Below are 14066 nucleotides of genomic sequence, written 5' to 3' on the forward strand. Positions count from 1 at the left end.
GTCGTGGAGGCCCTCAGGCCCCCCGGACGGCACACGCTCTCAATGCCTCGCACTCGATCGCTGCCCATGAGCGCTTCCACACCCGGCGTATCGAGGTTAACCGCCATTACTCGGACACACTCCTAGCGTGAAAAAACAGCTCTTCGCTAGCGACTGGGCTACAAACAGATTGCTTTCACCCCGCTGCTCTGGTAGGTTGATGTAAATAGTCGACTCCGCCTTGCGTCCCTTCTGTTGAGGCCCCCGTGGGCACGTCGCGATCGCCAGATCGGCGATCGCATTCATTTCCTGTGGGTCGCCACTCCCAGGCGCAGCGTTCTGGCGTTGGACCCAGACCATCGTGCGGCCGACGTGCCACGACCAGGCTCACGTCGACCAGAATCGAGTGACCAGAAACCGACGGAGGCCGGTATGGACCGCATGTCTCGTTCGCCCTTCTCTGCAGTCCCCGCGTTGCTGACGGTCTTGTTGGCAGCCTGTAGCAGCGGAGGGTCTTCCGGCGGCGGAGCCCCTGGGGACACCACGGCGCCGGTGGTGTCGACCATCAACCTGCCCAGCGGCAGCACGCTCGGCCCCGGCGCGCAGATCGTCGTGACTTTCAACGAGCCGATGAATCCCCTCTCCCTCCGCCTCGGGGGCACCATGGCCGCCGAGAGCAACGGGGGAGTCTGGGCCGCGCTCTTATCCAGCCCCACGACAATGGCGGCCGGCGCGTCCGCCACGACCTCGGAGCGGCTCACGATCGGACCCGTGACGCAATGGACCGGCGGCCCTGACCGGACCCTGTCCATCGATGTGAAGGATGTTGCCGGCAATGCCCTCGACACCGTGCACCTGTCCGTCACGGTCGATGCCACCTTGCCCACTGCGGCAGTCGACCCACCCAACGGGACCTTCCTCGCCAAGGACGCGCCCCTGACTATCGTGTTCAGCGAGTCGATGAACCCCGCGACCCTGGCGCTGGATGGTGATCTCGTCCCGGAAGCGACCGCGGCGGTCTGGTCCACCACCACACAGCCCGACGACACCGCCACCCTTGCACCCAGCACCACTTGGACCTTGGGCCCTCGCACGCTGACCGTGGAAGCCAACGATGCGCTGGGCAACCCACTGAACACCTTCCATGTGAGCCTGGTGGTGGTGGACGGCATCATCTATGTGAGCACACCTGGAGATGGTGGGGATGATGGTCAGCCCGGCACCAAGCAGGCGCCCAAAGCCACGATCCCCGCAGGGATTGCGGCCGCCGCCGCGTTCTCTCCCGGAGTCGTCTTGGTGTCGCACGGGACGCACCCGGTCGATAGCGGTGCGACCACACCCACCCACGTGGTCCTGGCCGAAGGTATTTCGGTCTATGGCGGGTACTCCGCAGACTTTAGCCGGCGCGATCCCGTGCCGCCCGCGATGGATATCTCGGAGGCCAATACCACGATCATTGTGGACGTGAGCACGGCTCGTGCGGCGACCGCCCGTACCAATTCGGTGGTTGAAGCCAACGGCCCCATTACGGCCGCCACGGTGCTGGATGGATTTCTGCTTCGAGTCGGTGGCGTCTCGGCATCATCCGGTATCTACATCCACTTCCAGGCCTCGCCGACGGTTCAACACAACACCATCGACGCCGGGTCCAATACCACCGGCAATTCCTTCGGCATTTTCAGCTTGGGGAATCCGACCATTCAAAACAACACGATCACCGGGGGCTCTGTCGGCATCCAGATCGAGGGCTACTCGGCTCCGAGCATTCGGAATAACACGATTGAGGGGACCACCGGTATCTACAGCGAGTACTCCTCGGCTCCGAGCATCCGGAATAACACGATCAGCGGGGGCAGCGGAGCTAGCTCCTATGGCATCCTGATCACCCAATTTTCTTCTCCAACCATTGAGAACAATACGATCACCGGGGGCAGCGGTCGAAACTCACACGGTATTATGACCCTCGGCGGGTCTCCGAGCATCAAGAGTAACACGATCAGCGGGGGCAACGGAGATAGCTCCTATGGCATCGTAATCACCCAATTGTCTTCTCCAACCATTGAGAACAATACGATCGCCGGGGGCAGCGGAGATAGCTCCTATGGCATCGTTTTCACCCCAGGTTCTGGGTCTACACCAATTCAGAATAATTCGATCAGTGGCGGGAGCGGGACCTATTCCTACGGCATTCAGATCCGATTTCCCTCCACTGGTTCCGGGCTTCCCGAGATTAGGAATAATACGATCGACGGGGGGAGTGGCGCGACCCAAGCCATCGGCATCGATATGTCCGGTCGAGGGACGCCGATGATTCAAAACAATATCGTGTTTACCTCCGGGAACGGACAACGGTACTGCCTCTATAATCTGGCTGTGTTCACAATTGTCGTCTTTAACAACGATCTGTTCGACTGTCCAACCGCCCTGTATTCGGATGGCTCGACACTTTATACTCTTACAGACATCAGTGGCGTCAACAGCCTCCCATACGGCCGGAATAATGTGTCCATTGATCCACAGTTCGCCGATCGTGACGGACCCGATCATCAGATCACCTCCATGGAGGACAACGATTGGCATTTGACCGCCTCCTCCCACGCCAGCGTGACGCAAGGGGGGCTGGATCTTTCAGCCGCATTCACAGCCGCATTCCCGACCGACCAAGACGGCACGACTCGCACGGCCCCATGGTCCATGGGTGCATACGAACTGGATGGGCAGGGCGGAACAACGGAATTCTAGGCGCCCGAGGATACCCTCGGCTCGGCCGCTTGTGGAATGGACCGCCGCGTCAGGTCCAGGACACAAACAGTAATGGTTTGTTCACGGCCGTCGCACGCCTTCAGTTTCCCCCTTTGAAAAAGGGGGGAACCAAATAGAACGGGGGCATTATACCGATCAAGCGGGACAAGGCCAATTGCCTACTCCACAGTGACGAGGCCTTTCTGGCCGATCGCGCCTTCCACCCTGACCTCCCGGTCCACGAATTGCTGGATCACCCAGAGGTTCGTCAGCAGGTGCGTCGTGCCCGCCTCTGTGGTGATGGTCGATGGCCCGTGAGCCAGCGCGAGGTAGGGCAGAAGTTGGTCCGCGAGGTGGCGGTCCACCGCGGCCCCGCTTTTCACAAACCTCACACATTCCTCGGCGGCTTCACGCCCCACGACCTCTGCGCGCTTCCCGATCGCGCCGAGCGAGGCGAATCCTGCGGCACCGTTGTGCATCTCGATTTTGAGAAAGCACGCGGTGCCGCGGCCTACGGCCTGCGCCTCGCTGATTTGGATGTCAGACGTCACACCCGCGGCGTGGAGGACGTGTGTTGCCGCGTCTTTCTGGCGTTCGGCAATGTGCCGCGGGAGGTTGGCGATGGCTGAAATTCCGACGATGCGCGTCACTGGTCCTGGCCTGTCCCATGTCAGCCCTTTGAGATTGGGAGACGGTGTGATGCGCGCGATGACCTCGCCTTTACCGATCGGATAAAAGCCCCATCGCACCAGATCCACATCGGCCTGCACGCCCAAACGCCGGATCGTCGGCAGAAAGACCTCGGTGAGGTAATGAACCGACGGCGAGCGGTTGACGTGCGTGCCCCCGCGGAGCACTATGCGACTTGGTGAGGCGGCGCTGGAGAGCGGGAGCAGGATCGCCTGGAGGATCAGCGAGACCGAGCCGGCCGAGCCCTTGCCCGCGGTTTGCTCCACGTCGAAGGTGTAGTCGCCACCACTGATGCGGCCCGGCGAAAACACCAGCCGCTTCGATCCCAGAACCGCGCCCTCCACCTCGGCGCGCGTGATCTGGGCGCAAGCCAGTACTCCGGTCAGATGCTGGGGTTGCAGGCCGGGATTCCTGCGATTGGCGCGGACGCGGTCGATCTCGACCGCCCGACCCGTGACGCACGAGAGCGCGAGGGCGGTCCTCACGATCTGTCCGCCGCCTTCTCCGTATGCTCCGTCGATGGTGATCATGCGTCCAGGTCAAATCCCCCCATCCCCCCTTTGATAAAGGGGGGCAAGGGGGGATTTATCCCGCGAGGAACTGGGCAACCCCGCACGATATGTCCAGCGAACACGGCGACGCATTGTAACCCAACGACCGATTCGTTATGCTCGGATCGAACCTTCCACGCTCGAGTGAACCCATGTCCGCAGAGCTGATCCGCTGCCTCCAGGACCCCGCTCTCTACGATCACCCGGTCGAGCGCTTCGAGGTCATGGAAACGCACATCTCGTGGGTCCTGCTCACCGGACCCTACGCGTACAAGGTCAAGAAGCCGGTGAACTTCGGGTTTGTGGATTTCTCGACGCTGGAGAAGCGGCGTTTCTTCTGTCAGGAAGAACTGCGGTTGAACCGCCGGTTGGCGCCAGAATGGTATCTCGATGTGGTGCCGATCACCGGGGCGGTCGAGCACCCACGCGTACGCGGGCCGGGCCCGGTCATTGAGTACGCGGTGAAGATGCGGCAGTTTCCGCACGAGGCGCGGTTGGACCTGGTCCTGGCGCGGGGAGAGCTGACGCCGGACCGCCTCGATGCCTTGGTCGATGCCGTGGCCGACTTCCACCGCCGTGCAGCGATCGCAAGGCCCGACACGCCCTTCGGCACTTCCGACCGAGTGGCCGAACGAATCCGGGAGAACCTCGTGACGATTCAGGAACGCGTCATGGATCCGGCGGATCAGCCGCGTATTCGAGAGCTGGCACGCGACAGCGAAGCGGGCTACGCCGTGCTCGCCAAGACGTTCGCCGCTCGCAAACGCGACGGCTTCATCCGGGAATGCCACGGCGACCTTCACCTCGGGAACGTCGCGTGGGTGGACGACGGGCCGCTGATCTTCGATTGCATCGAGTTCAACGAGGACCTGCGGTGGATCGACGTGATGAGCGAGATGGCGTTTCTCGTCATGGACTTGTCGGACCGCGGCGCGGCCGCGCTGGCGCGCCGGGCGCTCAACGCGTATCTGGAGGGCACGGGAGATTACGCGGGCCTTCGCGTGTTTGCGTATTACCACGCGTACCGGGCCCTGGTGCGGGCCAAAGTCGCGTGTTTAGCGTGGTCGCAGGCTGAGCCCGATAGCGCGAAGCGCGCGCGCCTGCTGGGGGAGTATCGCGGGTATCTGGAATTGGCGAGCCGCTCCTCGCCGCCCGGTCCGCCGTTCCTGGCGATCACCTGCGGCGTCTCGGGCTCGGGCAAGAGCACGGTGGCCGAAGGCGTGGTGGAGCAGTTGGGAGCGATTCGAATCCGCAGCGACGTGGAGCGCAAACGCCTGTTCGGATTGCCGCCGCGCGCTCGAACCGGCGCGGGTCTGGACGAGGGGTTGTACGCGCCGGACGCCGGCGTCAGGACCTACGCCAGACTCGCGGAACTGGCCCTCGCGGTGCTGGACGCCGGGTTCTCGGTGGTGGTCGACGCCGCGTTCCTCACCATGGCCCAGCGACGCACGCTACGCGCCGTGGCCGAGCGGCGACGCGTCCCGTTCGTCATCCTCGACATACGAGCTGCGGAGGCTGAGCTGCGCGCACGCGTCGCGAAGCGGGCGGGCGAGGGGCGGGACGCCTCGGACGCGGACCTCGCCGTGCTCTCCCGACAACTCGTGACCCGCGAACCGTTGGACGATGACGAACGGGCCCACGCCGTCACCGTCGATACGACGTTCCCCCTCGAGCCGCAACGGCTCACGACGGCGATCCGCTCGGTCTTCGGGGTCCGATGACGATCGATCAGGATTGAAGCTCCCTGCAGCAAGCTGCAGGGAATCTTCGAAATGCAAGGAGGAAAAAGAGCACTATTTTCATCTTGCTCGCTTACCCCGCAGCACGCTGCGGGGAATGTGCTCGCAATGCACTTTCAGCCGAGGCTGCCCTGACGCAGCAGGGGCTCGACCGCATCAGCCGGGAGCGGCCGGCTGTAGAGGTATCCCTGAGCGGAGTTGCAACCCAACGAACGCAGAAACGCGGCTTGGTCCGTGGTTTCCACGCCTTCGGCGACCACGTGAAGTCGAAGGCTGTGCGCCAATGAGACGATCGCCGAGGCGATTGCCGAGTGGTCGGGGTCGGCCGCCAGGTTGGCGACAAAGGACCGATCGATCTTCAGCGTGTCGATCGGAAATCGCTTGAGATAACTCAGTGAGGAGTAGCCGGTTCCAAAATCGTCGATCGCAAAACTGACTCCCAGCTCGTGCAACTGGGCGAACCGGGCAAGTACGGCCGGCTCGTGCTCGACCAAGATGCTTTCCGTGACCTCTATTTCCAGCGAATGCGGCGGGAGTCCGGCTTCGTCAAGCGCCCGGGCGATGGTGGCGGGAAACTCGGGTTGGCGAAACTGCCGCGGCGACACATTGACTGAAACGCGCGCCGGCGGCAGACCAGCGTTCTGCCAGGTCTTGGCTTGCGCGAGCGCGGCGCGAAGGACCCATTGGCCGATCGAGACGATCAACCCGGTTTCCTCGGCCACGGGGATGAACTCGCCCGGAGGGACCATTCCGCGGTCCGGGCGCGACCAGCGAATGAGCGCCTCGATGCCGACGATGCGACCCGTGGACAGCTCGACCTGCGGCTGGTAGTGCAGCAGGAATTCGTCGCGTTCCTGTGCCCGGCGAAGGTGGGTCTCCAGGTCGAGGCGCTCGATCGCCTTGGCGTTCAAGTCGGCCGTGTAGAACTGGTAGGTGTTCCGCCCGGTTTCTTTGGCGCGATACATCGCCGAGTCGGCGTTTTTCAGCAACTGTTCCACCCGCTCATCGTCCGTCGGGTACAAGGTGATGCCGATGCTCGCCGTTGCGTACAGCTCGTGACGGCCGGCGCGGACGGGCTGGGAGAACTCGTCGAGGATGCGGCGTGCGACGTTGGCGGCATCCTCGGCATGTGCCATGTCGGCCAGCACGATCGCGTACTCATCACCGCCCAGCCTGGCGACCGTGTCGCCCTCCCGTATGCACCGGTTGAGTCGTTCGGCCACCCCTTGAGGACCGCGTCGCCCACCTCGTGGCCCAAGGTGTCGTTGATCGTCTTGAAACAATCAAGGTCCAAGAACATCACCCCGACCACCCGGTTGTGACGAGCGGCGTTGATCGCGTTCTGGGTGAGGCGGTCGTGGAAGAGCAGTCGGTTCGGCAAACCGGTGAGCGGGTCGTAGTAGGCCAGGCGATCAAGACGTTCCTGCGCTTGCTTGCGCTCGGTGATGTCGCGCACAATGCCCACGAACCGCCGACCGTCGTCGAGGCGCATTTCACTCACGGCCAGGTCCATGGGAAACGTCGAACCGTCCTTGCGCCGACCGATCACCTCGCGGGGGCCGACGCCGATGATTTGGCCTTGACCCGTGGTGGTGTATCGCCTGATGTACTCGTCATGGGCGCTTCGGTCGGGTTCGGTCATCAACGCGCTGATGTTGCGGCCCACGACCTCCGACGCGGAGTAGCCGAAAACGCGCTCGGCAGCGGGGTTGAACGAACCGACGATCCCGCGTTCGTCGATCGTGATGATGCCGTCGGCGCTGCTGGTCACGATCGAACGCAATTGGTGTTCGCTGGCCCGCAGATGTTCCTCTGCGAGTTTTCGCTCGATGGCAATGCCGGCCATCTGCGCCGCGGTGGCGATCAGCTTCAAGTCCGCTTCGGTGGGGGCGTAACGGGAGCGCGCGTACATTGCGAACGTGCCTAGGACGCGGCGGTCGGACGATAGAATCGGGTGCGACCAGCACGCGCGCAACCCGTGAGGGAGCGCCAGATGGCGGAAATTCTCCCACCGCGGGTCGGTTTCGATATCTTCGACTACCACCAGCTCCGCTCGATACGCTGCGGTCCCGCACGAGCCGACACCGGGGCCGATCTCGATCCCGTCAACCGCTCGGTTGTACGCATCGGGGAGATTGGGAGCGGCGGCCAACAACAGCCGCGTGCCGGTCGGGTCCAGGACCAGCACCGAACAGGGGCCGGCGGTGTACCGGTGCTCGATTGCCTGCACGAGGGCCAGGAGGACGCTGGGCAGCGCGGCCCCGGTCGCCAGCAGCTCAAGCGTGCGGTTGTAGCCCGCCATGGTCCGCTCATGTTGCTCGCGTTCGGCTTGCGCGCGCGCGTTGGCCACCGCGAGAGCCAGCGACTCGGCGAAGCTCGTGGCCAACAGCTCGTCGTGGTCGCTGAAGGGTTGGCCGGTGGTCTTGTCGCACAGGTACACCCGGCCGAAGACCTCCCCGCGATACGAGATCGGCACCGCGAGTAACGATCGCATCACCGGGTGGTTCGGAGGAAAGCCCACCGCGCGCGGATCATGTGCGAGATCGTCGATCCGGATGGCGCGGTTCTCGCGGAGCACGACGCCCAAGAGCCCACGGCCCTCGGGAGGTTGCCCGATGCGTTCCACCTCCTCGGGACTGAGGCCGGTGTGAAAGAAACGAGCGAGGCCGCCTTCGCCATCGAGAATGCCGACCGCGCCGTAGCGCGCTTGAAGGAGCGCGGTCAGGGCGGCGATGCCGCGCTGCAGGAGTTCGTCTTCCAGCGACTGCATCGCGAGCAGCCCCAAGAGATTCGTCGACGCCGCGTGGAGTTCCTCCAGTCGGGCGGACCACGCGAGCAACCGCTCGCGGTCCTGCTCAGCCTGTTGGTGGAGGCGCTGGGATTCATCCAGCAACTCGCGCTCCCGTCTGAGGAGCGTGGAGAAGAGGCTCGTGCGCGTGACGGCACCGGCGAATCGCCCGTTGGCACCGAGCACCGCCGCGGCTTCGGCGCCGTCCATTTTCGTGAGCGCGTCCTCGAGCGGGGTGTCGAGCATCAGAGACCGCGCTCCGTGACTCGGAATGAGGTCGGCAAAGATGCGGTGCGGGAAACGGGCGACGTCCTCGGGCGTGACGAGGCCGAGAAACGCGCCGTCGCCCTCGGCGTCGCCGAACACGGCATAGATGACGGTGCCTCTTGCGTCGCAGTCTTTGGGTCGCATCTCGCTCCGCACGCGCTGCAGGGGCTCGTGGAGCGCGTCGGCGGCGACCAACGGGGTCATAAGGCGTCCGTCTCCAAGGACACTTCGAGATCGACATCCATATGCAGCACGTCTTCGGGTTCCATCAGGGGTTTGACCTGTTGCAGCACGAACGAGATCAACTTATCTTTTGGTATCCGGCGTAGAATGTTGGCGCGGATGAGGATATCGCCGATCACCCCATCGTCAAGCTCGATATGCTCGAACGGTGTGGCGACAAGCAGGCTGATCGCCCGGCGAAACGCCTCGCAGCCGATCGGCGATTTCTTGCCGAGCACGAGCCCGTCGTGGATGGGGGGGATTCCGAACTCTCTGATGCGGACCCTGATGGAGTGCTGTCGCCGTTCCGAGAACTTGGTCACGTCGAACCCTCCTTGGTCGAGGAACCGGTTGGGGAATGCCCGCTGCTTGGCAGGATAGCTCCGTCTTATACCGAAACCCAATGGTTATGGCAAGCGGGCACTGATGTAGGCATCAGTGCCGGCAAGTGTGCACCGGCTGGGGGTGGTGGACGTCCGCGTTGTTCCTTCTGTGGGCTGAGGCGCACTTACCCCTTTTGAGCTATAGAAACGTACCGGCAAGGCTCGCATACTCTAAAAAAAACAGTTCACGGCTTGGTTTCAGGGAAAGGGGAGAATGATGCGCCAAGGAGCGGTTCGACGAATTCTGGTACCGACGGATTTCTCGGCGAGTTCGAGGGCGGCATTGGAGTATGCGGTCGCTCTGGGCCGCGCGTTTCACGCCGAGGTGTCCGTTCTCCACGTCGTGGAGGAGGCGGAGCGCGAGGAACCCGAGGAGGAAACAGAGACCAAGCCGCTCCGTGCCGCCGCGCGCACCGACACGCGGCGGCACGCGGAGAGGGACGTTCAGAAGGCGGTGGCGCGGCTCCGTTCCAAAGGGTTGACCACCCATCAGCGCCTGGTGGAGGGCGAGCCCTTGTCCCAGATCGTGAAGTTCGCGTGTGAGGAGAAGGCGGATCTGATCGTCATGGGCGCCCACGGGCGCGAGGGGTCCCCGCGAACGTGGCTGGGCTGTACCATCGAACGGGTGATGCGACGGGCGCCGTGCCCGGTCGTCGCGGTGCGCGAGGATCACCGACCGTCTCCGGAAGAAGCGGGCGGCAACCGCGAGACCGATGAGGAGGTTATTGTGGAGCAACTCGACCTGCCCGCGAAACCCTGACGCTCGAGGGATGTTGAGGCTCAGCCCAAACGCGATCGAGGTGTTACGCACGCGCTACTTGCGCCGAGGCCCCGACGGGACCGTCGAGGAGACGCCGGAAGCGCTGTTCCGACGGGTAGCGCGCGCTATCGCGTCTGCGGAGCAACGCTTCGGTTCGGCGGCTCTCGCCGCGGAGTGGGAGGAGCGGTTTCACGCCGCCATGGCGAATCTGGAGTTCCTCCCGAACTCCCCCACGCTCATGAACGCGGGACGGCCTCCGGGCCAGCTTTCCGCGTGTTTTGTGCTCCCCATCGACGACACCCTGGACGGCGTGTTCCATACGCTCCACGACGCGGCGATGATCCATCGCACCGGGGGCGGCACCGGGTACAACTTTTCCGCGGTCCATCCCGCCGCCGACCGCCGCGCCGCGCTCGAAGGCAAGGCGTCGGACGTGGTGGCGGTATTGCGGATTTTCAATGCCGCCACCGACGCGATGCGCCGGGGCGGGATCCGTCGCGGCGCGAGCATGGCGATCCTCGACGCGGATCACCCCGACATCACCGCGTTCATCGACGCCAAACGCGACCCCGGAGCGCTGCGCAACTTCAACCTGTCGGTGGGCGTCACTGAGGCCTTTATGCAGGCGGTGGTGGACGGCGGCCCGTGGCCGCTCCGTTATCCATCCGCCGGGCGGGTGGTCGGGTCCGTGGACGCGGCTCCGCTCTTTCGCTCGATCGTCGAAGCCGCGTGGGCGACCGGTGACCCCGGGCTGGTGTTTCTCGACGCGCTCCAGCGGGCCAATCCCACCCCGGCCGTGGGGCGGATCCGCGCGACGAATCCCTGCGGCGAGGTGCCGTTGCTGCCGTACGAGAGTTGCACGTTGGGGTCGATCAACCTGGCGGCGTGTTTGGTGAGACAAGGAGCGGGCGAGGTCTTCGACCACGAGCGCTTCAGAGCGCTGGTCCGGCTTGGGGTCAGGTTTCTCGATGACGTGGTCGAGGTCAACGAGTACCCCATTCCGGAGTTGGAGCGAACGGCCAAAGCCAACCGGAAGATCGGGTTGGGGGTGATGGGGCTCGCGGAAACGTTCATCCGTCTCGGGCTGCCGTACGACAGCCCCGAGGCCAAACGCACGGCCCGCGCGATCGCCGTGGCGATGCGCGAGGCCGCTGAGGCGGCCAGCGCCGAGCTGGCGGCCGAGCGAGGAGTCTTCCCCAACTGGAACGGGTCGATCTTCGCCCCGGCCAGGCGGCTCCGCCGCAACGCCACGCTGCTGTCCATCGCGCCCACCGGGACGCTGAGCGTCATTGCGGGCACCACCTCGGGCATCGAACCGCTCTTCGGCGTGGCGTTCACGCGCCGTCACGTGTTGGGCGGCCGGGTGTTACCGGAGGTTTCGGCGCTGTTTGCCCGCACCATGGAAGCGCGCGGGTTGGAGTGGCAGTCGCTGATCCCGGAGTTGGCGAAGTCGGGCAGCGTGCAGGGCCTGGCCGGCGTGCCGGACGATCTGGCCCATCTGCTTCGGGGCGCGCTCGACCTTGATCCGCTCGATCACCTCGAGATGCAGGCGATCTTTCAACGCGAGGTGGACAACGCCGTGAGCAAGACCGTGAACCTTCCCGCGGACGTGGACGTGGGAACCGTGGAGCGCGTGTATCTGGCCGCCTTCCGCATGGGGCTCAAAGGCGTCACCGTGTTCCGCTATGGATCCAGAAGGGAACAGGTGCTGTCCCTGGGAACGCGGTCGCACAAGGAGTCCGGACAGGAGACGGCCTCGGCAGGCGACGCGGTGCGGTCCCGCCGCGCCGGCGCAGCCGCGTGACGTTTCTCCGCGAACGCTTCTTTTGGGGGATAGGAAACTTCTCCGCCTCTCGTCACAATGGGGACGCTCGGTTGCGACTACCCCAACGCGTCTCAGGCGAAAAGGAGGAGAACATGAGGTGTTTGCGATGCGGGGGATTGATGACGTGCGAGGCGTACACGGCGGGCGCGGACGTGAGTGACTTTGAGTTGAGCGACGGCTGGCGCTGCCTCAACTGCGGGGAGCTGGTGGACGCGGTGATCGTCGGGCACCGGCAGCATCCCCTGGATGTGGTGTCACGCCCGGGGCGAAGGACACCGGCCAGCGTTCACTGAACACGCGCGGGAGCGGTGCGCGGAGAATGAGGTCCTTCTGAGAGGAGACGGCCATGGCGGTACCAGCGCATCTGGAAGACGCAGCGGCTCGGCTGAGTGAAGCATCGTGGCGGATCGATCGCGCGAAGGACAAGCCCCTTACGAGTGAGTCGCAGCGGGAATGGCTGGCTGCGCTCACCGATTTCTCGGTCGCGCTGTCGGATATCCAACGCTTCAACAACGAATCCATTCACGAGAAGCTGCACGACTTGACCGGGCGGTTGGAGCGGTTGAGTAGGAGTTGGTCGTCGGCCGAATCTCCAACAGAGTAGGAGTCTGTCCATGCAGGGCTATCTGCGGCGTTGCCGCTGCGCATCCGCTGCTCACGTACGACCCAGTACGCTGCGCTGCGGTGCTCGCGGCGTCTTGCATCTAACCCTGCCTGAACAGGCTCCGACTCCGGGGCAATCAGTGAGCGCTCAACGGGTCCAGGTGACGCGCACGAGATAGGACTGCTTCTCGTGATCGATCGTCAACTCGCCGTCGTACGCGCGGCGGAGCGCTTCGCCGATCCGGCGGGGTAAGTGCAGGTCGGTGGTGGTGATGGTGACGCGATCGGGGTGCTCCTCCACGGCCATGATGCGGGACAAGGGATGGTCGGCCCGCTGGGCGGTTTCTTCGTTGCGCGCTTGGCCCAGCAACTCGTCCCGGTGAGCGGTCAGGTAGGGACCGCTGATCGTGATGGTGCCCGCGGGATAGTTGTCGCGAATGCGGCTGCACGCGGGGCAACGGTGCTCTTGGGCGTCCGCGGGCCGCGCCGCCCATGTCCAGCGGCCTTTGTGAAAAACCGCGCCGCACTCGGGGCACACGGTCGGCTCCGGTAATTTGCCGCGGATCTGGTACGTGTCCTGAACCGATTCCTGAGAAAGAATCCGGCGGTCCGTGCGTGGGGCTCTGGTCTTGGCGGCCTGCGTTCGTCCTTTGCTGGTCATGGCTTCTGTCCTCAGGGGTGTGAATCCGCGGCCGGTGCGCGGTGTTTGCTGAGAATGTCGACCACTTCTTCGTCGCTGACCGAAGGGAAGTCCCGGTAAAACTCGCCCACTGCGAACATCACCTCCGGCGTCACCAGGCACACGACCCGGTCCGAGAGATCCTGGACCCGCCACACGACGTCCGCCGGAGCAACGCCGATTGCCGCGACCAGCGTCGCGGGCTTGCGCTCGCGCACCGCGGCCAGGGCCGACAGCATGGTGGCTCCGGTCGCGATCCCGTCGTCGACCACGATCGCCACCCTTCCGGCCGGATCGATCGGGGGATGGACGGGCGTGTACAGCGACCGTCGCGCCCGGATGACCTTGAGCTGCGCCTCCACTTCACGCGCGATGTAGGCCTCGCTGATCCCCAGATCGCGGGCCGTGTGCACCAGCGACACCCGACCCATCTCATCGACCGCGCCGATCGCCAGTTCGGGCTGCCCCGGAGCGCCCAGTTTGCGGACCAGCACCACGTCGACCTCACCGCCCAGCGCGTCGGCGATGATCGCCGCCATGGGCACGGCTCCGCGTGGAATGGCGAGCACCAACGGCCGCTGGCCGCGGTATTCGGCCAGGCGATCGACCAACGATCGAGCGGCGTGGGCGCGATCTCGGAACGTCAACGGCGTCATCTCGGAGCGCATTATGACTCAGGCCGGGGGTATTTCGCCACTCCACCATGGGTGTAAGGGTCCGAGGCAATTGAAGGATGCCACGGCGCAGACGGGTGATCATCGAATGCCCACTTTGGGTGTGCCGAACACCCCGTTTGGGGGATAGGTTTTTGGTGGGCGTCGGTTCAGGATGTATCGAA

General features: G+C 64.5%; 11 protein-coding genes and 1 pseudogene. 6 read left to right on the forward strand and 6 right to left on the reverse strand.

The window, feature by feature from the left end; all coding sequences use genetic code 11:
* Positions 1–411: 411 nt before the first annotated feature.
* A complete protein-coding gene (locus AB1451_00005; GenBank protein MEW6681293.1) occupies positions 412–2721 on the forward strand; it encodes a right-handed parallel beta-helix repeat-containing protein in 2310 nt (769 codons plus the stop codon).
* Between the two features lie 179 nt (positions 2722–2900).
* On the opposite strand, the gene rtcA is transcribed toward AB1451_00005, so the two are convergent.
* Entirely contained in the window at positions 2901–3941 is a 1041-nt protein-coding gene (gene rtcA / locus AB1451_00010) for an RNA 3'-terminal phosphate cyclase (GenBank protein MEW6681294.1), read from the reverse strand.
* Between the two features lie 173 nt (positions 3942–4114).
* Between rtcA and AB1451_00015 the strand changes: the two genes are divergently transcribed.
* Complete coding sequence (locus AB1451_00015) at positions 4115–5683, forward strand: AAA family ATPase (GenBank protein ID MEW6681295.1); 1569 nt, start codon at positions 4115–4117, stop codon at positions 5681–5683.
* Between the two features lie 134 nt (positions 5684–5817).
* Here the strand turns inward: AB1451_00015 and AB1451_00020 are convergent, their stop codons facing one another.
* From AB1451_00020 to AB1451_00030, 3 genes and pseudogenes are all read right to left on the reverse strand, one after another.
* Positions 5818–6666: an EAL domain-containing protein gene (locus AB1451_00020; protein MEW6681296.1), complete on the reverse strand. Its 849-nt coding sequence runs from the start codon at positions 6664–6666 to the stop codon at positions 5818–5820.
* Positions 6667–6687: 21 nt separating this feature from the next.
* Positions 6688–8960: pseudogene (locus tag AB1451_00025) on the reverse strand (diguanylate cyclase).
* Positions 8957–9301 (reverse strand): hypothetical protein, encoded by a 345-nt coding sequence (locus AB1451_00030; GenBank protein MEW6681297.1) that lies wholly within the window; start codon positions 9299–9301, stop codon positions 8957–8959. Before AB1451_00030 ends, AB1451_00025 begins: the two are co-directional and overlap by 4 nt.
* A gap of 277 nt (positions 9302–9578) precedes the next feature.
* On the opposite strand from AB1451_00030, the gene AB1451_00035 reads away from it, so the two are divergent.
* The 4 genes from AB1451_00035 (at position 9579) to AB1451_00050 (ending at position 12550) form a co-directional block, all read left to right on the forward strand.
* Complete coding sequence (locus AB1451_00035) at positions 9579–10121, forward strand: universal stress protein (GenBank protein ID MEW6681298.1); 543 nt, start codon at positions 9579–9581, stop codon at positions 10119–10121.
* 10 nt (positions 10122–10131) lie between these two features.
* Entirely contained in the window at positions 10132–11925 is a 1794-nt protein-coding gene (locus tag AB1451_00040) for an adenosylcobalamin-dependent ribonucleoside-diphosphate reductase (GenBank protein ID MEW6681299.1), read from the forward strand.
* A 113-nt stretch (positions 11926–12038) separates the two neighbouring features.
* Positions 12039–12239 (forward strand): hypothetical protein, encoded by a 201-nt coding sequence (locus tag AB1451_00045; GenBank protein ID MEW6681300.1) that lies wholly within the window; start codon positions 12039–12041, stop codon positions 12237–12239.
* A gap of 53 nt (positions 12240–12292) precedes the next feature.
* Positions 12293–12550, forward strand: a complete 258-nt coding sequence (locus tag AB1451_00050) for a hypothetical protein (GenBank protein ID MEW6681301.1) — start codon at positions 12293–12295, stop codon at positions 12548–12550.
* Between the two features lie 147 nt (positions 12551–12697).
* On the opposite strand, the gene AB1451_00055 is transcribed toward AB1451_00050, so the two are convergent.
* Together AB1451_00055 and AB1451_00060 are read right to left on the reverse strand one after the other, a co-directional pair.
* A complete protein-coding gene (locus AB1451_00055; GenBank protein MEW6681302.1) occupies positions 12698–13210 on the reverse strand; it encodes a BCAM0308 family protein in 513 nt (170 codons plus the stop codon).
* A gap of 11 nt (positions 13211–13221) precedes the next feature.
* The gene (locus tag AB1451_00060; protein MEW6681303.1) at positions 13222–13884 is read right to left on the reverse strand and encodes a phosphoribosyltransferase family protein; all 663 of its coding nucleotides are present in this window, start codon (positions 13882–13884) and stop codon (positions 13222–13224) included.
* Positions 13885–14066 lie beyond the last annotated feature (182 nt).

The organism is Nitrospirota bacterium (assembly GCA_040757335.1).
Classification (GTDB): Bacteria; Nitrospirota; Nitrospiria; order 2-01-FULL-66-17; family 2-01-FULL-66-17; genus JBFLXB01.

Bases quoted from the DNA above. Each gene is read 5' to 3' on its own strand.
- AB1451_00005 (MEW6681293.1), top strand. From the start codon at position 412: ATGGACCGCATGTCTCGTTCGCCCTTCTCTGCAGTCCCCGCGTTGCTG.
- rtcA (MEW6681294.1), bottom strand. From the start codon at position 3,941: ATGATCACCATCGACGGAGCATACGGAGAAGGCGGCGGACAGATCGTG.
- AB1451_00015 (MEW6681295.1), top strand. From the start codon at position 4,115: ATGTCCGCAGAGCTGATCCGCTGCCTCCAGGACCCCGCTCTCTACGAT.
- AB1451_00020 (MEW6681296.1), bottom strand. From the start codon at position 6,666: ATGTATCGCGCCAAAGAAACCGGGCGGAACACCTACCAGTTCTACACG.
- AB1451_00035 (MEW6681298.1), top strand. From the start codon at position 9,579: ATGCGCCAAGGAGCGGTTCGACGAATTCTGGTACCGACGGATTTCTCG.
- AB1451_00040 (MEW6681299.1), top strand. From the start codon at position 10,132: ATGTTGAGGCTCAGCCCAAACGCGATCGAGGTGTTACGCACGCGCTAC.
- AB1451_00045 (MEW6681300.1), top strand. From the start codon at position 12,039: ATGAGGTGTTTGCGATGCGGGGGATTGATGACGTGCGAGGCGTACACG.
- AB1451_00050 (MEW6681301.1), top strand. From the start codon at position 12,293: ATGGCGGTACCAGCGCATCTGGAAGACGCAGCGGCTCGGCTGAGTGAA.
- AB1451_00055 (MEW6681302.1), bottom strand. From the start codon at position 13,210: ATGACCAGCAAAGGACGAACGCAGGCCGCCAAGACCAGAGCCCCACGC.
- AB1451_00060 (MEW6681303.1), bottom strand. From the start codon at position 13,884: ATGACGCCGTTGACGTTCCGAGATCGCGCCCACGCCGCTCGATCGTTG.